Source organism: Geodermatophilus sp. SYSU D01186 (assembly GCF_054050215.1).
Genome location: NZ_JBJGYW010000013.1, coordinates 31,635 through 50,648 on the forward strand (window position 1 = coordinate 31,635; position 19,014 = coordinate 50,648).

The 19,014-nt window shown below is 74.0% G+C and carries 18 protein-coding genes; 11 read left to right on the forward strand and 7 right to left on the reverse strand.

Going from position 1 to position 19,014, the window contains the following annotated elements; genetic code table 11:
* The first annotated feature begins 17 nt into the window (after positions 1-17).
* The 5 genes from ACI784_RS11490 to glfT1 all read left to right on the forward strand — a co-directional run bounded on the left by ACI784_RS11490 (position 18) and on the right by glfT1 (position 5,555).
* Positions 18-467, forward strand: a complete 450-nt coding sequence (locus tag ACI784_RS11490; RefSeq protein WP_457013572.1) for a hypothetical protein — start codon at positions 18-20, stop codon at positions 465-467.
* Positions 464-2,905 carry a hypothetical protein gene (locus ACI784_RS11495; RefSeq protein WP_457013573.1) on the forward strand — a complete coding sequence of 814 codons (2,442 nt, stop codon included), beginning with the start codon at positions 464-466 and terminating at the stop codon, positions 2,903-2,905. Before ACI784_RS11490 ends, ACI784_RS11495 begins: the two co-directional genes overlap by 4 nt.
* Positions 2,906-2,996: 91 nt before the next feature.
* Positions 2,997-3,833, forward strand: a complete 837-nt coding sequence (gene wzm, locus ACI784_RS11500; protein ID WP_457013574.1) for a galactan export ABC transporter permease subunit Wzm/RfbD — start codon at positions 2,997-2,999, stop codon at positions 3,831-3,833.
* Between the two features lie 37 nt (positions 3,834-3,870).
* A complete protein-coding gene (wzt, locus tag ACI784_RS11505) occupies positions 3,871-4,641 on the forward strand; it encodes a galactan export ABC transporter ATP-binding subunit Wzt/RfbE (protein WP_457013575.1) in 771 nt (256 codons plus the stop codon).
* A complete protein-coding gene (gene glfT1, locus ACI784_RS11510) occupies positions 4,638-5,555 on the forward strand; it encodes a galactofuranosyltransferase GlfT1 (protein WP_457013576.1) in 918 nt (305 codons plus the stop codon). Before wzt ends, glfT1 begins: the two co-directional genes overlap by 4 nt.
* Before the next feature lie 107 nt (positions 5,556-5,662).
* Here glfT1 and ACI784_RS11515 read toward each other — a convergent pair whose 3' ends face one another.
* From ACI784_RS11515 to glf, 3 genes are read right to left on the reverse strand one after another with little or no spacing between them, the layout of a single operon-like run.
* Positions 5,663-6,568, reverse strand: coding sequence for a glycosyltransferase family 2 protein (locus ACI784_RS11515; RefSeq protein WP_457013577.1), 906 nt, complete (start codon positions 6,566-6,568; stop codon positions 5,663-5,665).
* A complete protein-coding gene (locus tag ACI784_RS11520) occupies positions 6,565-8,187 on the reverse strand; it encodes a glycosyltransferase (RefSeq protein WP_457013578.1) in 1,623 nt (540 codons plus the stop codon). The genes ACI784_RS11515 and ACI784_RS11520 overlap by 4 nt, the downstream gene beginning before the upstream one ends.
* Positions 8,188-8,244: 57 nt before the next feature.
* Positions 8,245-9,432 (reverse strand): UDP-galactopyranose mutase, encoded by a 1,188-nt coding sequence (glf, locus tag ACI784_RS11525; RefSeq protein ID WP_457013579.1) that lies wholly within the window; start codon positions 9,430-9,432, stop codon positions 8,245-8,247.
* Positions 9,433-9,566: 134 nt separating this feature from the next.
* Between glf and ACI784_RS11530 the strand changes: the two genes are divergently transcribed.
* The 4 genes from ACI784_RS11530 (at position 9,567) to ACI784_RS11545 (ending at position 13,417) form a co-directional block, all read left to right on the forward strand.
* Positions 9,567-10,520, forward strand: coding sequence for a glycosyltransferase family 2 protein (locus ACI784_RS11530; RefSeq protein WP_457013580.1), 954 nt, complete (start codon positions 9,567-9,569; stop codon positions 10,518-10,520).
* 2 nt (positions 10,521-10,522) lie between these two features.
* A complete protein-coding gene (locus ACI784_RS11535) occupies positions 10,523-11,620 on the forward strand; it encodes a mannose-1-phosphate guanylyltransferase (RefSeq protein ID WP_457013581.1) in 1,098 nt (365 codons plus the stop codon).
* Between the two features lie 44 nt (positions 11,621-11,664).
* Positions 11,665-12,435, forward strand: a complete 771-nt coding sequence (locus ACI784_RS11540) for an SDR family NAD(P)-dependent oxidoreductase (protein ID WP_457013582.1) — start codon at positions 11,665-11,667, stop codon at positions 12,433-12,435.
* Positions 12,436-12,628: 193 nt separating this feature from the next.
* Positions 12,629-13,417, forward strand: coding sequence for a DNA-3-methyladenine glycosylase family protein (locus ACI784_RS11545; protein WP_457013583.1), 789 nt, complete (start codon positions 12,629-12,631; stop codon positions 13,415-13,417).
* A gap of 66 nt (positions 13,418-13,483) precedes the next feature.
* On the opposite strand, the gene rfbA is transcribed toward ACI784_RS11545, so the two are convergent.
* The 3 genes from rfbA to cofD all read right to left on the reverse strand — a co-directional run bounded on the left by rfbA (position 13,484) and on the right by cofD (position 16,458).
* A complete protein-coding gene (rfbA, locus tag ACI784_RS11550; protein ID WP_456923859.1) occupies positions 13,484-14,356 on the reverse strand; it encodes a glucose-1-phosphate thymidylyltransferase RfbA in 873 nt (290 codons plus the stop codon).
* Between the two features lie 28 nt (positions 14,357-14,384).
* Positions 14,385-15,434 carry a coenzyme F420-0:L-glutamate ligase gene (locus ACI784_RS11555; RefSeq protein WP_456923858.1) on the reverse strand — a complete coding sequence of 350 codons (1,050 nt, stop codon included), beginning with the start codon at positions 15,432-15,434 and terminating at the stop codon, positions 14,385-14,387.
* A gap of 73 nt (positions 15,435-15,507) precedes the next feature.
* Positions 15,508-16,458 (reverse strand): 2-phospho-L-lactate transferase, encoded by a 951-nt coding sequence (gene cofD / locus ACI784_RS11560; RefSeq protein ID WP_457013584.1) that lies wholly within the window; start codon positions 16,456-16,458, stop codon positions 15,508-15,510.
* A gap of 238 nt (positions 16,459-16,696) precedes the next feature.
* Between cofD and ACI784_RS11565 the strand changes: the two genes are divergently transcribed.
* Both ACI784_RS11565 and ACI784_RS11570 read left to right on the forward strand, forming a co-directional pair.
* Positions 16,697-17,035 (forward strand): WhiB family transcriptional regulator, encoded by a 339-nt coding sequence (locus tag ACI784_RS11565; protein ID WP_456923856.1) that lies wholly within the window; start codon positions 16,697-16,699, stop codon positions 17,033-17,035.
* A gap of 99 nt (positions 17,036-17,134) precedes the next feature.
* The gene (locus ACI784_RS11570) at positions 17,135-17,983 is read left to right on the forward strand and encodes a hypothetical protein (protein ID WP_457013585.1); all 849 of its coding nucleotides are present in this window, start codon (positions 17,135-17,137) and stop codon (positions 17,981-17,983) included.
* Here ACI784_RS11570 and ACI784_RS11575 read toward each other — a convergent pair.
* Positions 17,958-18,977 carry a hypothetical protein gene (locus tag ACI784_RS11575; protein WP_457013586.1) on the reverse strand — a complete coding sequence of 340 codons (1,020 nt, stop codon included), beginning with the start codon at positions 18,975-18,977 and terminating at the stop codon, positions 17,958-17,960. The genes ACI784_RS11570 and ACI784_RS11575 overlap by 26 nt on opposite strands.
* Between the last annotated feature and the right edge of the window lie 37 nt (positions 18,978-19,014).

A 19,014-nucleotide genomic window follows, 5' to 3' on the forward strand; every position in this document is an offset into this window, starting at 1 on the left:
GAGAGCGAGGAGAACCCATGCGCACCTCCCTCATGCGCCCGCGCGTCCGCCGAGCGGGTGGGATCGCCGTCCTCGGTGCCTGCCTGCTCGCCGTCCTCGTCGTGACGGTGCTGCGCGACCGGGGGGCCGGCGAGACGCCGGTGGCCTTCGGGGATGCGCAGGAGCTGGCCGCGCCGGTCGACGTCGTGATCACCCTCGCCGAGTGGGTGCCGGGCGGCGGCGCCGAGGTCGCGGGCTACGTCAGCGGCGTCGTGGAGTCCGACGGGGAGTGCACCCTCGCCCTGGAACGCGACGGCGTCCGGCTCGAGACGACCCAGGCCGCGACCGCGGACGCCACGACGACGGCGTGCGGCTGGCTCACGATCGACGACCCGCAGGTGACCTCGGGGACATGGACGGCGACTCTCAGCTACCAGTCGTCCACGACCGCGGCCCTCTCCGCAGAGACCCCCCTGGACGTGCCGTGACCCGATCCACCGTGTCCCGCGTCGCCCGCCTCGTCGCGGTGCTCGTCGCCGCGCTCGTCGCCGTCCCGCTGCTGGTCGCCGTGTCGGCACCGGCCGCCTCGGCCGCCGACGCCCGCCAGTTCCAGGCCGGCAACGTCATCTCCGACGCGCTGTTCTTCGACGGCGGCAGCATGGACGCCGGCCAGATCCAGACCTTCCTGGACCAGCGGGGCGCGCAGTGCACCGCAGCCCCCGACGGGACGCCCTGCCTCAAGGACTACCGGCAGGACACCGGGACCCGTGCCGCGGACGCGTACTGCTCGACCTACCAGGGGGCGGCCAACGAGACGGCGGCGCAGATCCTGGCGAAGGCCGGGCGGGCCTGCGGCATCAACCCGCGGGTCCTGCTGGTCATGCTGCAGAAGGAACAGTCGCTGGTCACGATGCGCGGCGGGACGACCCGGCTGCCCGACGGCCGGTACAGCCTCAACCCGCTGCGGTACGAGCAGGCACTGGGCTACGGCTGCCCGGACACCGCGCCCTGCGACCCGGCCTACAAGGGGCTCGCGCTGCAGGTCTACAGCGCCGCCCGCAAGTTCCGCGTCTACGCGGCCAATCCGGACAGCTACAACCACAAGGCCGGCCGCACCCAGGCCGTCCGCTTCCACCCGAACGCGGGCTGCGGCTCCTCGCAGGTCTACATCCAGAACGTGGCCACCGCCGGCCTCTACAACTACACGCCCTACCAGCCCAACCAGGCCGCGCTCGACGCCCAGTACGGCTCGGGCGACGGCTGCTCGGCCTACGGCAACCGGAACTTCTGGCTCTACTACACGGACTGGTTCGGGTCGACGCAGAGTCCCGGCGGCGCGGCGCTCGCCGACAAGTGGGCCTCGCTGGGCGGGGCGACCGGGCTGCTCGGCGACGCGACGTCCGCCGCCACCTGCGGGCTCGCCCGCGGTGGGTGCTACCAGCTGTTCCAGAACGGCGGCCTCTACTGGTCGCCGGCCACCGGAGCGCACTTCGTCAAGGGCGACATCTGGACCCAGTGGGCGCGCACGGGCTACGAGACGGGCTTCATGGGCTACCCGACCAGGGACGAGACCAGCGTCCCCGGCGGTACCTACAGCGTGTTCGAGGGCGGTGCCTTCTACTGGTCGCCCGGCACCGGCACGCACTACGTCAAGGGCGACATCTGGAGCGCGTGGGGCCGGCTGGGCTACGAGGCCGGATCGTTCGGCTTCCCGACGACGGACGAGGTCCACGTGCCCGGTGGCGCGTACACGTCGTTCACCGGGGGCACGATCTACTGGTCGCCGTCCGGTGGCGCGCACCCGGTGACCGGCGCGGTCGCCGAACGGTGGACCGCGCTGGGCGGGTACGGCGGGTTCCTCGGGTTCCCGCACTCCGACCTGCGGTCGACGAGGTCGGGCTCCTACCAGGTCTTCGCCGGCGGTGCCCTCTACCAGTCGCCGTCGACCGGTCTGCGGTTCGTCAAGGGGGCGATCTACAGCGCCTGGGCGCGGACCGGGTACGAGGCGGGGTCCCTGGGCTACCCCGTGTCCGACGAGCAGGTCGTCCCCGGCGGTACGTACAACCTCTTCGAGCGCGGGGGCATCTACTGGTCCCCCTCCACGGGTGCCCGGGTGCTGTCCGGCCCGACGGCCGCGGACTACCACCGGCGTGGCGGCCCCACGAGCCCCCTCGGCTTCCCCGCGACCGACCAGGCGACGACGGCGACGGGCGGCGCGGTGGTCCACCTGCTGGGCGGCTCGCTGTACTGGTCGGAGGCGACCGGGGCGCACGTCGTCTCGGGTCCGACGTACCGGGTCTGGGCGGCCACCGGCTGGGAGAACGGGCCCCTGGGGTACCCGACCGCGGACGCCGCGCCCGTGACCGGGACCGACGGGACGGTCACGACCTTCGAGAACGGCGCCGTCTACTGGTCGGCCACGACCGGGGCGCACGCCGTCTCCGGCGGGATCGACGACGCCTGGCAGCGGTGGGGAGGGGCCGGTGGCGCCCTCGGCCTGCCCGGCACGGACGTCACCCGGCTCGGCCGGGGCCAGGACGGCGGGGTGCAGCACTTCCAGCGCGGGTCGGTGTACACCTCCCGGGAGACGGGAGCGCACGTGGTCAAGGGCGCGATCTACGCGACCTGGGCCGCCACCGGCTGGGAGAACGGCTTCCTCGGGTACCCGGTCACCGACGAGACGCACGTCCCCAACGGTGCCTACAACCGGTTCCAGGGCGGCGCCGTCTACTGGTCGCCGGCCACCGGGGCGCACTCGATCCGGGGCAGGTTCTACGACGCCTGGGCGACCTCCGGGTACGAGACCGGGTCCCTCGGCTTCCCGGCGAGCGAGGAGTACCGGGTGACCGGCGGGACGCGCATGGACTTCGAACGGGGGTCTGTCCTCGTGACCTCCGGTGGACAGGTTGTGGTCTCCGTGAAGTGAGGGACGGGCGGGGCGATGGCGGACGGACGAGGTCGTCCGTCACAACCGCGCCTCCGGGGGTGTCGCGGCGGACGCAGGTAGCGTCGAGTACGTGAGTGCAGCGACCACCGTGCCCGAATCCCCCACCCGGAGGGCCTTGGCAGACCTGACCGGAGGGTGGCGGCAGCGGGAACTGTGGGGTCACCTCGGCTGGCAGGACATCCGGCAGCGCTACCGCCGCTCGCTGCTCGGCCCCATCTGGATCACCATCAGCATGGCGGTCACCGCCGTCGCCCTGGGCATCCTCTACGCGGGTCTGTTCGGCAACCCCCTCGAGGAGCAGCTGCCCTACATCCTGGTCGGGATGATCATCTGGGGCTTCATCGCGGGCTGCGTGAACGAGGGGTCGGAGGTGTTCATCGCCAACGAGGGGCTCATCAAGCACCTGCCCGCACCGATCAGCGTCCACGTCTACCGGCTCGTGTGGCGGCAGTCCCTCTTCTTCGTGCACAACATGCTGGTCTACGTGGTGATGCTGTTCATCTTCCCGCAGCCGCTGAAGTGGACGGCGGTGGCGGTCGTCCCCGCCTTCGGCCTGCTGGTCCTCAACGGCGTGTGGGTCGCGCTGCTCTCGGGCATCGTCAGCACGCGGTTCCGCGACCTGACCCCCATCACGCAGAGCATCGTGCAGCTCATGTTCTTCCTCACGCCGATCGTGTGGATCTACGACGACCTGCTCAACAGTCCCAACCCGGCGATCGCCGAGCGCGCGCGGATCGCCGAGTTCAACCCCTTCCTCCACTTCGTGGAGATCGTCCGTGCGCCCCTGCTGGGGGCCGATCAGCAGGTGCGCCACTGGGTGGTCGTCCTGGCGATCACCGTCGTCGGCTGGGTCCTGACCCTCGTGGTGATGCGCCGGTACCGCGCGCGCGTCGCCTACTGGGTCTGACGCCCACCCGACCAGGCACGAGAGAGGCAACTGACCCGTGGTCAGCATCACGACGCGCGATGCGTCCGTCGACTTCCCCATCTTCGACGCCAAGAGCCGGTCGCTGAAGAAGACCGTGCTCGGTGTGGTGGGCGGCAACATCGCCAGCGACACCAAGGTCCCCGTCATCCAGGCGCTGCGCGACATCACCGTCGACCTCGAGGAGGGGGCCCGCGTGGGCCTCGTCGGGCACAACGGCGCCGGCAAGTCCACCCTGCTGAGGCTGCTCGCCGGCATCTACGAGCCCACCAGGGGCTCGGCCGAGGTGCGGGGCAAGGTGGCGCCGGTCTTCGACCTGGGCGTCGGCATGGACCCGGAGATCTCCGGCTACGAGAACATCCTCATCCGCGGGCTGTTCCTCGGGATGACCCGCAAGCAGATGGAGAAGCGGGTCGACGACATCGCCGAGTTCACCGAACTCGGCGACTTCCTGTCCATGCCGCTGCGCACCTACTCGACCGGCATGCGGGTGCGGCTGGCGCTGGGCGTCGTCACCAGCATCGACCCCGAGATACTGCTCCTCGACGAGGGCATCGGCGCCGTGGACGCGGCGTTCCTCGAGAAGGCCCGGGACCGCCTGAGCGACCTGGTGGACCGCGCCGGCCTGCTGGTGTTCGCGTCGCACTCCGACGAGTTCCTCAAGCGGCTGTGCACCAGCGCGATCTGGATGGAGCACGGCCGGGTCAAGCAGCACGGCTCGCTCACAGACGTCCTGCTCGCCTACAAGGGCCCCGAGGCACTCGTCGAGAAGGGGCACGGCGCGGCGTGACGTCTGCGCCCCCTGGCAGCGGCGACCTGGTCGTCGCCGTCATCGTCACGCACCGGCGCCCGCAGCTGCTGCGGCAGAGCCTCCAGGCGGTGGCCCGGCAGGCCTCCCCGGTCGGGACGGTCGTGGTGGTCGACAACGGCGCCGACGCCGAGACCGAGGCGGTCGTCCGCGCCTGCGACGTCCCGACGGTCTACGTGCCGTCGCACACGAACCTCGGCGGTGCCGGTGGCTTCGCGCTGGGCCTGCTGACCGCCCTCTCCCTCGGCGCCGACTGGGTGTGGTGCGCCGACGACGACGGCCGCCCGGGCGGGGACGACGTCCTCGCGACCCTGCTGGCCGAGGCGCGCCGCCGGGACCTCGCGGAGGTCTCGCCGGCCGTCGTCGACGAGGCCGACCCGGAGCGGCTGGCCTTCCCGCTGCGCCGCGGTCTGCGCTGGCGCCGCCGCGTGGACGACTTCCGCCCCGGGCAGTTCCTCCCGTCTTACGCGTCGCTGTTCAACGGCGCGCTGTTCCGCGCGGACGCCTTCCGCGCCGTCGGTGTCCCGGACCTGCGGCTGTTCATCCGGGGGGACGAGACCGAGATCCACCGGCGGCTGCGCCGGTCCGGGCTGCGGTTCGGCACCACGCTGCGCGCCACGTACGTCCACCCGCAGGGCGGGGACGAGTTCCTGCCGATCCTCGGCGGGCGGTTGTCCGCGCAGTACCCGGGCGACGCCGCCAAGCGGTACTTCACCTATCGCAACCGTGGCTACCTGATGGCCCAGCCGGGGATGCGCTGGCTGTTCCCGCTGGAGCTGGTGCGGTTCGGCTGGTTCTTCCTCAGCCGGCGCGACGCCCGCGGGCTGCGCGACTGGTTGGCGCTGACCCGCGCCGGTCGGAGGGAGCGCTTCCGGATGCCCGGCACCCGCCCCTGACCGGCGGGGTCACCGCGCGCGGGAGCGCGTGTCCGACTCCCTCCACGACGACGAGAGCCGCCGGCGCGCATGGGCGCCGGCGGCTCTCGTCGTTCGAGCAGCGGGTGTCAGAGGACGGTCCGCGGGAACGCCGGCTTCGGGTCGAAGCGGACGCCCTCGAGGAACTTCTTCGCCAGCCGGCGGCGCAGGCGCCACGGCACCTTGCCGCCCTTGAGGCCCGTGTGCAGCCGCTGGGCGAAGCGCAGGGCGGCGAACGGGTCCTCGTGGTGCCAGCGGTAGGAGGCCTCGTTGCGGACGCCGTACTCGAACTTCCACATGTTCGAGTCGTTCACGTCACCGAAGTTGACCCCGCGGTTGACGCCGAGGTCGTGGGTGACGGTGCTGGACAGGACCTGCACGCCCGGGCCCGCGGCGGTGATGCGGCGGGTGTACTCCTGGTCGTCGAACCAGATGAAGTACTCCGACAGCGGCAGGCCGAACTGCGTGATGGCCCAGCGCGGGAACATGACGGAGACGAACGAGCAGGAGTTGACCAGCACGGTCTGCTGGCCGCGGACGAGCAGCTTGCCCCAGTCCCAGGTGGGCTCCGGGTTGTTCATCTCGCAGATGTCACCGTTGGTCCAGCGCACCACGGAGCAGGCGAACGGCAGCCGCAGCCCCATGTTCTCCTCGGCCGCGGCGTGCCCGTCGAGGAGCGCGCGCAGGGCATCGGTGTCGGCGTAGCAGTCGTCGTCCATGATCCAGACGAAGTCCGCGCCCCGCTCGTAGGCCACCGACATGCCGTGCGCGAAGCCGCCGGCCCCGCCGGTGTTGGTGGTCAGCCGCTCGATGTGCACGGTCGGGCGGCCCTCGTAGGCGGCCAGCACCTCCGCGGTGGAGTCCGTGGACGCGTTGTCCACGATGATCACCTGCTCGGCCGGACGGTCCTGGGCGAGGACCTGCTCGATGACCTTCCCGAGCTTGTCGGCGCGGTTGTAGGTGACGATGACCGCGGCCACGTTCGTCGTGGTCAAGAGGCCCACCTTTCGTAGAGGGACCGGGTCCAGTCCCGGGCGCGGGGGAGCGCGGCGAAGGCATCGACCCGCGCGCGCTGCTCGAGGAGCAGCCGCGTGGCGAGGCCCTCGTCCTCGCAGAGGGAGACCAGCGTGCGCTCGGCGGCACGCAGGAAGGGGACGGTGGCTCGGGGGAGCAGCAGCTCCGGGGTCACGACCGAGGCCTGGGAGCCCACGTCGCTGCTGACCACCAGGACGTCGTGCGCGTCGGCCTCGAACGACGTCAGCGTCACGCCCTCGTTGTCGGAGGTGATGACGAGGACGTCGGCCTCCTGGAGGGTGCCGGAGACCGGACGACCGGGGCCGCGGAGCTCCACGACGTCGGCCAGCCCGAGGCGGGCGTGGTCGCTGCGCACGTCGGAGGCCAGCTCGCCGTCCCCGTGCATGATGAAGCGGACCCGGTCCCCGAGCCGGCTGCGCAGCTGCGCGGCGAGCCGGAGGAACAGGTACGGGCGCTTCTGCTGCGTGAAGCGGCCGACGAAGGCCACCGTGAGCGGGTCGCCCGGCTTGCGGCTGGAGGAGGGCGCGGGCCGGTCGGCCGCGGCGTCGACGGTGAGGTCGGCCAGGGTGGCCAGCGCCACCTTCTCCCGCGGCAGCCCCTGCCGGTCGACCAGGTAGTCGCGCAGCTGCGGGGAGATGACGTGGTGGGCGTCCATCACGTTCGACATCCGCAGGGCGATGTCGACGAAGCCCCCCGTGCGCCACTCGAGGACGTGGAGCGAGTCGACCAGCTCCGTGCCCGGGTACTGGGCGCGGATCCACGGCAGCCGCTGGTAGAGCCAGGTGCAGTGGTGGATGTGCACACCGCGGACGTCGAATCGCTCGAACAGCTGGCTGAGCAGCCGCGACTCCTGCGGGCCCTGCATCGGGTGGGTCAGGGGGATGACGAGGGCGTCGTCGAAGACGGGGCGGGTGATGTCGGGGTGACCCGAGGGGCGGTCGCTCAGCACGATCGGCAGCAGACCGGCCTCGCGCGCCATCCCGATCGTCTCGGCGGCCCACTTCTCGGCGCCGCCGAGCTCCAGCCAGTGCAGGCCGAACAGCACGGCCTTGGTGTGGCCCCGGGACGAGCCGGTGTTGCTGTTGTGCAGCCGGCCGACCCGCGGGATCGGCTGGGACAGCCGCCGGTTCTCCAGCCGGTCGGTGCGCAGCTGACGCAGCGCGTCGAAGGCGACCGGCGCGCGGCGACGGACGGCGTCGCGCGCCGCGAGTACCCGGCCGGCGGGCGGCTCGGTCCGCATGAGCGCCTCGTGCGGACCACCCAGGTCGAGGACGACGTCGACGACCCCGGTGGTGGGCACCGGGTGGCCGGCGGTGTGTGCCTCGATGGTGCCGACGACGGTCCGGTCGTCGGGCCACTCGATCGTCGAGGTGCGGGTGTCGGTCAGCGCGGGGAAGTGGGGGCCGTCGGTCCGGAGGACCGTCGCCCGGATGCGCTCACCGGGCCGCGCGAGGCAGTGGAAGGCCAGGGCGCCGTCGAGCAGTCGCGCCTCGCGAGAGGACAGCCCCGAGAACCAGTCCGGCTCGTGGAGGATCTCGAAGACGCGGTGCGCGCCGGTCTGGTCGTGGGGGTCGGTCACGGGTGGTTCTCCTGGAGCGGTCGGCCGTCGGACGGGCAGGCGGTCGTCGGCAGCACGTCAGTCCTCCAGGCGGCCGTCGAGCGACTGGCCCTGGTCGAAGAACGGACGGATGCGGTTGTCGAACATGGTCAGCGCGGAGCCGATGGCCATGTGCATGTCGAGGTACTTGTACGTACCCAGCCGGCCACCGAAGAGCACCCTCTTCTCGGCGGCCTCCTTGGTCGCCAGCTCCCGGTAGCGCTCCAGCTTGGCGCGGTCCTCGGGGGTGTTGATCGGGTAGTACGGCTCGTCGCCGGTCTGCGCGAACCGCGAGAACTCCCGGACGACGACCGTCTTGTCCTCGGGGTAGTCGCGCTCGGGGTGGAAGTGCCGGAACTCGTGGATCCGGGTGAAGGGCACGTCCTCGTCGGCGTAGTTCATCACCGACGTCCCCTGGAAGTCGCCGATCGGCAGGACCTCGGTCTCGAAGTCCAGCGTCCGCCAGCCCAGCTCACCGGCCTGGTAGTCGAAGTACTTGTCGATCGGGCCGGTGAAGACGGTCGGCACGTCCTTGGGCAGGTCGTCGCGGACGTCGAAGTAGTCGGTCGACAGCCGCACCTCGATGTTCGGGTGGTCGGCCATGCGGGTCAGCCAGGCGGTGTACCCGTCCTTCGGCAGCCCCTCGTAGGTGTCGTTGAAGTACCGGTTGTCGAACGTGTACCGCACGGGCAGCCGGGCGATGACGGCGGCGGGCAGCTCGGTGGGGTCGGTCTGCCACTGCTTCTTCGTGTAGCCGCGGATGAACGCCTCGTAGAGCGGCCGGCCGATCAGGGAGATCGCCTTCTCCTCGAGGTTCTTCGCCTCGGCGGTGTCGAACTCGGCGGCCTGTTCGGCGACCAGCGCGCGCGCCTCCTCGGGGGAGAAGCTCTTGCCGAAGTACTGGCAGATCGTGGCCAGGTTCATCGGCAGGCTGTAGGTCTGGCCCTGGTAGATGCTGAAGACGCGGTGCTGGTAGTTCGTGAACTCGGTGAACTGGTTGACGTACTGCCAGACCCGTTCGTTGGACGTGTGGAACAGGTGGGCGCCGTAGACGTGGACCTCGATACCGGTCTCCGGCTCGGGCGCGGAGTACGCGTTGCCACCGATGTGGTCGCGCCGGTCGATGACGAGGACCTTCTTGTCCAGCTGGGTGGCCACCCGTTCGGCGACGGTCAACCCGAAGAACCCGGAACCGACGACGACGAGGTCAGGACTGGCTGAAGTCACGCCTTGCGACTGTACCGACGCACCGCCGACGCCTCAGGGCACGCGACGGAGATTTGGGACGGGCCCGTCCCTCACGCACCAGGGGTCACAGCGGGTGCACCCCGTCCCGCGGGACGGCTCGTAGTGTCCTCCGCGTGAGCGCGCGCCCTGAGACCGCACCACTGCGCGTGGTGGCGGTGACCTACTCGCCGGGGGAGGCCCTCGAGGGTTTCATCGACTCGCTGGCGCAGGCCACCACCCGCCCCGTCGAGGTCGTCCTCGCCGACAACGGCTCCACCGACGGTGCACCCGAGCGGGCCGCGGCGGCGCACCCGCACGTCCGCCTGCTGCGCACCGGCGGCAACATCGGCTACGGCGCCGCGGTCAACGCCGGCCTGGCCGGGCTGACCGAGGGCCACGCGGTGGTGGCCAACCCCGACGTCCGGTTCGAGCCGGGCTCGGTCGACGAGCTGCTGGCCGTCGCCGCGCGGTGGCCGCGGGCCGCCACGCTCGGCCCCGCGATCCGCACCCCCGAGGGGGAGCTGTACCCGTCGGCCCGCGACCTGCCGCGGCTTTCCACCGGCGCCGGGCACGCGCTGCTGGGGTGGGTCTGGCCGGCCAACCCCTGGACCGCCCGCTACCGGCGCGAGCGCGAGGCGCCGCGCGAGCGGGCGGCCGGCTGGCTGTCGGGGTCGTGCCTGCTGGTCGACGTCGCCGCGTTCTGGTCGGTCGGCGGCTTCGACCCCGGCTACTTCATGTACTTCGAGGACGTCGACCTCGCCGAGCGGCTGACCCGGCGCGGCTGGCTGCACGTCTACGCCCCCTCCGCGGTCGTGACGCACGAGGGCGGGCACGCCACCCGCCGCGAGCCGCACCGCATGCAGCGGGTGCACCACACGAGTGCGCTGCGCTACCTGTCCGGCCAGTACCCGCTGCGGCGGCACGCGCCGCTGCGGCTGGCGCTGCGGGCCGGGCTCGGCGGCCGGATGCTCGTCTCCCACGTCAGCGGCAAGGTCGCCGCCGGCGCCCGTTTCCAGCGGCGCGCCGAGGGCGTGGGCACCCAGGCGCGGGGGACCCGGGCGCTGCCGCGCCGGCGGGGCAGGAGCTGACGGTGCGCCACGCCGTGATCATGGCCGGGGGCTCCGGCACGCGGCTGTGGCCGCTGTCCCGGGCCGGCCGGCCCAAGCAGCTGCTGGACGTCGTGGCCGACGGGGACGGCGCCGCGCACAGCCTGCTGGCCGAGGCGTTCGCCCGGCTCGAGGCGGTGCTGCCCGCCGAGCGCATCTGGGTGTGCACGGCCGCGCGGTACGGCGACCAGGTGCAGGCGGCGCTGCCCCGGCTGCGCCCCGACCGGCTGGTGCTCGAGCCGGTGGCCCGCGACACCGCCAACGCCGTCGGCCTGGCCGCGGCGCTGGTCGCCGACGTCGACCCCGACGCGGAGCTCGCCGTGGTCAGCGCCGACCACGTCATCCGGCCGGTCGAGCGCTTCGCCGCCGCGCTGACCACCGCCTACGGCGCCCTCGCCGCGCGGCCGCGCGCGCTGGTCACCCTGGGCATCCGCCCCACTGCGCCGGCCACCGGGTTCGGCTACGTGCAGCGCGGCCCGGCGACGGAGGTGGCGGGCGTGGCGGAGGCGGCGTCCTTCCGCGAGAAGCCCGACCGCGCCACCGCCGAGGCCTACCTCGCGTCGGGCGAGTACCTGTGGAACTCCGGCATGTTCGTCTGGCGCGCGCGGACGGTGCTCGACGCGCTCGCCGACCACCTCCCCGCGAGCGCCGAGGGGCTGGCCCGGGTGGTCGCCGTCCCGGCCGGGCCGGCGCGGGAGGCCGTCCTGGCCGAGGTGTTCCCGACCCTGCCGAAGATCAGCGTCGACTACGCCGTCCTCGAGCCGGCGGCGACCGAGCCGGGGCGGGTGCTGGTCGCCGACCTCGACGTCGACTGGCTCGACGTCGGCTCGTGGCCGGCGCTGGCCGCCACCCTGGAGACGGCCGGCGGCAACGCCGTCCGCGGGCTGGCGGTGACGCTGGACAGCGCGGGCAACATCGTCTTCAGCGACGACCCGGCGCACCTGGTGGCCCTGGTGGGGGTGCGCGACAGCGTCGTCGTCGCCACCCGGGACGTGACGATGGTCTGCCCGGTCGGCGACGCCGAGCGGGTCAAGCAGCTGCTGGCCGCGGTCGAGGAGCGACACGGGTCACAGTTCAGCTGAGTGCCCCCGCCAGCCTGCCCACAGAAGTCGCTAGCCTCGCCTCCGTGAAGGACTTCGACGTCGCCGCAGTCGTCTCCGGGGGCGCCTCCGGGCTGGGGGAGGCCACCACCCGGGCCCTCGCTGCCCGGGGCGCGGCCGTGACCATCCTCGACATCCAGGAGGACCGCGGGAAGGAGCTGGCCGCCGAGCTCGGCGGGCACACCACCTTCGTCCGCACCGACGTGACCGACCCGGCGTCGGTGGAGGCGGCGGTCGCCGAGGCCACGGGGAAGGACCGGCCGCTGCGGATCGCGGTCAACTGCGCCGGCATCGGGGCGGCGCAGCGCACCGTCGGCAAGGGCAATGTGCCGCACGACTTCGACCCCTTCGTGCGCACCGTGATGGTCAACCTGGTCGGCACGTTCAACGTGCTGCGCCTGGCCGCCGCCGCGATGGCCGCCACCGAGCCGGGGGAGGACGGGGAGCGCGGGGTCGTGGTGAACACCGCCTCGATCGCCGCCTACGACGGGCAGATCGGCCAGATCGCCTACTCGGCGTCCAAGGGCGGCATCGTCGGCATGACGCTGCCGGCGGCGCGCGACCTCTCCGGCGTCGGCGTCCGGGTCTGCACCATCGCCCCGGGCCTGGTCGACACCCCGCTGCTCGGGAGCCTGCCGGAGGAGGCCCGCCAGAGCCTCTCGGCGGGCATACCCTTCCCCAAGCGCCTGGGCCGCCCGTCGGACTTCGCCGAGCTGGCCCTGGACATCGTCGAGCACGGCTACCTGAACGGCGAGGTCATCCGGATGGACGGCGCGCTCCGGATGGCGCCGCGCTGACCCGCCCCGCCGCCCGCGGGCGGCGGGTCCTCTTCCCCAGGAGCACCACCTGAGCACCACCCTCGCGGCGCCGGTCTTCTCCGACGTCTGGCGACCGGACTGGCCGCTGGACCTCCGCCGGACGCTCTTCCCGCACCAGCGCAGCAGCGGTGACCCGACGCTGCGGCACACCGACGGCGCCACCTGGCGCACGGTGAGCACGCCGGACGGGCCGGCCACGGTCCGCATCGTGGCCGCCGCCGGGGAGGTGCGGGTGACCGCGTGGGGTCCCGGGGCCGAACGTGCCGGGGCGGCGGTACCCGGCTGGCTGGGCGCCGAGGACCGGCCCGAGGAGTTCGACCCGGCCGGGCACGCGCTGCTGACCCGGCTGCACCGCAGCACCCCCTGGCTGCGGCTGGGCAGCACCGGCCGCACCTGGGACGCCCTGGTGCCCGCCGTCCTGGAGCAGAAGGTCACCGTCGTCGAGGCACACCGGGTGTGGCGGGCGCTGCTGCGGCTGGCCGGCGAGCCGGCCCCCGGTCCGGCGCCGGAGGGGATGCGGGTCATCCCCTCCCCGCGGCGGGTGCTGGACGTGACCGACTGGGAGTGGCACCGCTGCGGTCTCGACGGGGCCCGCCGGCGCGCCCTGCGGGCCGTCGCGAGCGTCGCCGCCCGCCTGGAGCCGGGGGCGGCGGTCGACTGTGCCGACCTGCAGCGCCGCCTGAGGTCGGTGCCGGGCATCGGCGTCTGGACGGCGGCCGAGGTGGTGCAGCGGGTGTTCGGCTGCCCCGACACGGTCAGCTACGGCGACTACCACCTCAAGAACCACGTGGGCTTCGCGCTGACCGGGGCCGCGCGCACCGACGACGACGCGATGATGGCCCTGCTCGAGCCGTGGCGCGGCCAGCGCCAGCGGGTGGTGCGGCTGCTGCTGGCCGGGGGCGTCGCGCGGGCGCCGCGGTTCGGCCCGCGCAACGCCGCGACCGACCACCGCCGCCGGTGAGCGGCCCCGTCCCGGGTTCCGGCCCCCTGCAGGGTCCCGCGTGAGTGGGGAGCAGGGGGTCCTCCTTCAGACGCGGGGCTCGTCCAGCAGGCGGAGCAGGTAGTCCCCGTAGCCGCTCTTGCCCAGGGGCTCGGCGGCGCGGCGCAGGCCGTCGTCGTCCAGCCAGCCCTGCCGCCAGGCGACCTCCTCGATGCACCCGATCTTGAGCCCCTGCCGCTCCTCGACCACCGACACGAACTCGGTGGCCTGCCGCAGCGAGGTGAAGGTGCCGGTGTCCAGCCACGCGGTGCCGCGGTCGAGCACGGTCACGGTCAGCCGGTCCTGGCGCAGGTAGTGGTCGTTGACCGCGGTGATCTCGAGCTCGCCCCGCGCGCTGGGCGTGATCCCGCGCGCGACGTCGACCACCGAGTTCTCGTAGAAGTAGAGCCCCGGCACCGCGTAGGAGCTCCGCGGCCGGGCCGGCTTCTCCTCGATGGAGAGCACCCGGCCGCCGCCGTCGAACTCCACCACGCCGTAGTCCTGCGGGTTGGCCACGTGGTAGGCGAAGACGTGCCCGCCGTCGGGCTCGGGCAGCCGCCCCAGCGCCGTGCCGAGGCCCGCGCCGTAGAAGATGTTGTCGCCCAGGACCAGCGCCACGGCCGCGTCGCCGATGAAGTCCGCGCCGATGAGGAAGGCCTGCGCCAGCCCTTCCGGGCGCGGCTGGACGGCGTACTCGATCCGCATCCCCAGCCGGTTGCCGTCACCCAGCAGCGCGCGGAACGCCGCCTGGTCGCCCGGGGTGGTGATGACCAGCACCTCGCGGACGCCGGCCATCATCAGCGTGGAGAGCGGGTAGTAGACCATCGGCTTGTCGTAGACCGGCATCAGCTGCTTGCTGACCGCCTGCGTGATGGGGAAGAGGCGGCTGCCGGTGCCCCCGGCCAGGATGATCCCGCGCATGATCGCCGACGCTACCCAGCCGGGGAGGTCAGGGCGCCGGCGAACCGAGCCACAACCTCCCGACGAGTGAGGTGCCCCCGGCCGTCGCCGCCGGCTCCCAGCGCGTCGTCCAGCCCTCCGCGTGCAGCTGCACGATCACCGCGCCCACCAGGGCGCCCAGGTTGAGCGCGTGTGTCGTCGTCGCCCGGTCGGGCAGGTGGACGTCGACCACCCCGTCCTCCTCACCGCCGTAGCGCAGCACGACCGGGAACTCCGGCAGCGCGGCGACCGCGACGCGGAAGGCCCCGGCGACGGCGTCCAGCTCGCCGGGCCGGGGCACGAGGTCGGCCCCGGGTGCGCGGGAGCCCACCAGGTCGCGGCTCCCGTAGGGGAAGAGGTCGCCGGGGCCCAGGCGCACCAGCGGCCGGGTGCCGGCGTCGTCGGCCGGCGGGTCGACGGCCACACCGCGGACGACGGCCACCGGGATCCCGGCCAGCTTGCCCTTCACCAGGTCCGCGGCGGCGGCGAGCTCGTCGACGACGGCGACCTGGGTGGTCTCCAGCCGGTTGCCGTGGGCGTCGACGTCGCCGCGGTGGTCGACCAGCGCGGCGATCCCGGCCGACCCCACCGCGACGTCGGTGAGCCCCTCCCGCCAGGTGCGGCCGAACGTGTCGCTGACGACCACGGCGACGGTGACGCCGAGCAGCTCCGCCAGTCGCGCCCGCAGCGCCCGCGCGGAGGCGTCCGCGTCCTCCGGCAGCAGCACCAGCGCGTCGCCGGGGACGTTGGAGGCGTCGATGCCGGCCGCGGCCACCACCCAGCCCTGGCGGGTCTCCACGATCCGCAGCGGCCCGCGGCGGGCCACCACCCGCACCGTCTCGGCGTCGATGGCCCGCTGGCGGGCGGCCTCCCGGTCGGCGCCCGGCTCGACGCGCACCAGCCGGCCCTCGACCTTGGAGACCACCTTGGAGGTGACGACGACGACGTCGCCGTCGGCCAGCCACGGAGCGGCGCCGGCGATGGCTGCGGCCAGGTCGTCGCCGGGGGAGAACTCCGGCAGCCCGGAGACCGGGTGGACGGAGATCCCGGCAAGAGGCACAGATCCCTCTCGGGCGGCCCCGTCCAGGGCACCGCCGCGAGCGTGCGAGCGGTGGGGAGGACGGGGTCCTTCTTCAGACACCGGCGGCGTCCAGGGCGGCACGCGCCATCGCGGCCGTGGCGGCCGGGTCGCTCATGAGCAGCGGGACGGCGCGGACGTCGACACCGGGGACGTCGGCGGGATCGCCGGTGTGCACCAGCCAGGCGTCCAGCAGCCCGCTGGCCGTGCGGGCGCCGTAGTGCCGGCCGACGCCCTCCGCGCTGACCTCCACGCCGACCACCGGCAGGCAGCGGTCGGCCATCCCGCGGACCACGGCACCGGAGACGATGGGGGAGACCCCGACGACCCGGCCCGGCGTGGCCAGCAGCGCCTCGCGCATCCCCGGCACGCCCAGCACGGTCCCGATGGACACCACCGGGTTGGACGGCGCCAGCAGGACGGCGTCGGCGGCGGCGAACGCCTCGGCGACACCGGGGGCGGGGCGGGCGGTGTCCACGCCGACCTGGACGAAGGCCGACGCCGGCAGCGCCGCGCGGTGGCGGACCCACCACTCCTGGAAGTGGATCGCCTGCTGCCGCCCGCTGTCGGGGTCGGCCACGACGACGTGGGTCTCGACCCGCTGGTCGCTCATCGGCAGCAGGTCGACGCCGGGCTGCCAGCGGTCGCACAGCGCGGCGGTCACCTGGGACAGCGGGTAGCCGGCGTCGAGCATCCGGGTGCGCACGAGGTGGGTGGCGAGGTCGCGGTCGCCGAGGCCGAACCAGGTCGGCTCGGCCCCGTAACCGGCCAGTTCCTCCTTGACCGTCCAGCTCTCGCCGAGCCGCCCCCAGCCGCGGTCGGGGTCGATGCCGCCGCCGAGGGTGTACATGACCGTGTCGAGGTCCGGGCAGATCCGCAGGCCGTGCATCGTGACGTCGTCCCCGGTGTTGACGACGGCGGTCAGCCCGGCCTCGGGGACGGCGGCGCGGAGACCGGCCAGGAATCGGGCTCCGCCGACACCTCCGGCGAGCACGACGATCTGCACGAAAGTCATCGTGCCCCATGGGCAGTTGTCGACTGTTCGGCGGGCGTGTCGGGGGGTGGGACGAGAAGTGACGAACAGGGTGTGACAGGCGGGGCTGGTGTGGCGAGTCGCTTACACCGCGCGAAGTTGACGCCTACGCAACGACACGCGTGTAATTCCCGCGGTGTCAGCAAGTGCCGAGCGGCCCGGGATCGTCCCGGAGGGCGCGCACCGGGGGAGCGAGAGGGGACGCATCGTCATGGCAGAGGTCTCGTGGCTGAGCGACTACGTCAGCGCGTCGGAGCGGAACGCCGACCGCGGCGTCGAGGGTGCCGGGCAGCTCTTCGCCGGCATCTGGAGCGCGGGCCTGGAGGCCGACGCCCAGTCGTGGCAGGAGCGGGCGCTGTGCGCCGAGACCGACCCCGAGGCGTTCTTCCCCGAGAAGGGCGGCTCCACCCGCGAGGCCAAGAAGATCTGCACCGGCTGCGAGGTCAAGGCCGAGTGCCTCGAGTACGCGCTGGCCAACGACGAGCGCTTCGGCATCTGGGGCGGGCTCTCCGAGCGGGAGCGGCGCCGCCTGCGTCGCCGCGCCGTCTGAGGACTCCCCGCCCCGCACACACCGCCGTGTGACACCACCCGTCAGCTGTCCCACAGCCGCCGACGCAGCGCCGTCGGCGGCTGTGGTGCTATTCGGGGTGTGACGACGTGGGGGCCGCTGACCCGGCTGGCGACCGGCCGGGCCGAGGTGGTCCGTGAGCTCCGCGCCGCCGTCCCCCTCCAGGCGGCCGTCCGCGCCCCGGTCACCGCCCGGAGCCCCTGGCTCACCACCGTGCTCAACGTCGCCGCCACCCGCCGCCGGCCGGGCACCCGGCCGGTCGCGGTCGTCGTCGACCGCGACCCCGACCGGGTGGGCGGCCTCGCCGCGCTGGCCGCGCTCGTCGTCGACGGCCGCGGCCCGACGGTCGGCGTCACCCTCCTCGGGGACGACGCCCCGGTCCCCCCGGGTGCGGCATCCGCCCGCCTGCCGGTGCGGGACGACGCCGCGGCCGCGCGGCTGGCCGCCGGCGTGCTGGACCTCCTCGCCCGGGTGCGCCGGCCGTGGACGCTGCGCCTGACCGGGCTGCCGCTGGGGGACCCCACGCTGCGCGAGCTCGGCCGGCTGCGGCCGGAGGCGGCCTTCTCCACCGCGCGCAGCGCCCGCCTGGTCGACGCGCTCGACGAGACCGGGCCGGTGCACCGCACCCGCGACCCCCGCGAGCTGGACCGGTGGCTGCCGCAGCTGCTGGCCCGCGAGCCCGACCCCCGGACCCGCCTGCTGCTGCGGGCCGCCACCCGCCTGCACGCCGCGATCGACCAGGTGGAGCTGGCCGTGCTGGCCGACGGGGAGCGGCTGCGGGCCGGGCTGCTGACCCTCGTCGACGGCGCCGACCGCCGGCCCTGGTGGGGTTCCTCCGACGTGGGCGGCCTGCGCCGCGAGATGGGTGCGCCGGTCGTCTCCCTGACGCTGTCCGGCGGGCCGCTCAGCCGGCGTACCGGATCACGTTGAACCCCCCGCGCGTCGTCGACGTCCGGTCGGTGCCGAGGAACAGCGTCGCCTCGGCCACCGCGCCGCCGTCGTGCACCGGACCGGCCGGCGAGATGGTGACCGTGAGCTCGTACACCCGCCCGGTGTAGGCGGGGGCGGTGGCGATCGGCCGGGTGTAGGTGGGGAAGCGGCCGGTCAGCCGGACGTCGTCGCCGTCCCGCGTGACCTCCAGAGCGGGGGAGGGCAGGTCGGCGTACTCGGTCGTCGACCGCACGCAGCCGGCCGCCTCCGGGTCGGCCGGCGGCTCGTCGGCCACGCAGTTCCAGGTCGGCAGGGACAGGTGCGCCAGCGCCGCGCCGTCCTCCCCGGCCGGGTCGCCGGTCGCGGTCACGCTGACCACGGGCTCGGCGACGGTGATGCCCACCGCGTGCCGCTCGACGACGATCCCCCCGAAGCCGAGCGTGGCGGTGACGCCGTCCTCGCCGAGCGGCACCGAGCGGTCGGCCAGCGCGCCGGCGCCGCTCTCACCCGGCAGCGGGTCGGCCGGCACGCCGGGCAGCTCCGGGACCGGGGCGGCCGTGGGCGTCCCGGTGGTCGGCGTCGCGGCCGGAGGCGGAGCCGGCTGCTCCGCCGCGGCCGGGAGGTCGTCGTCCCGCGTGCCGGCGGCGACGACGGCCAGGGCGCCGACGAGCAGGAAGGCGACCGCGGCCATCCCGGCCACCGCGCGGCCGGCACCCGGCCCGGCGTCCGCGTCCGCGGCCTCCTCCCTGGCGGGCGCGGGGTGGGCGGGCGGTTCGGGAGCGGGCGTCGCCGGCGTGCCGGGCGGCGCGTCGAGGAACCCGGGCAGGTCGTCGTGCGGGAAGCGCGCCGCCGGCGGGGGCGCGGCGGGCTCCCGCCGGACGGCGCCGGCACCACCCCGGCGGCCGGTCAGCAGGACCACGGCGACCACCGCCAGCGCGAGCAGCGCCGCGCCCAGCACGATCCAGGGCACGGCGGCCGGCGCGGAGGAGTCCATCCCGGCAAGCATCCCAGGGACGCCGGCGACGTCCGGC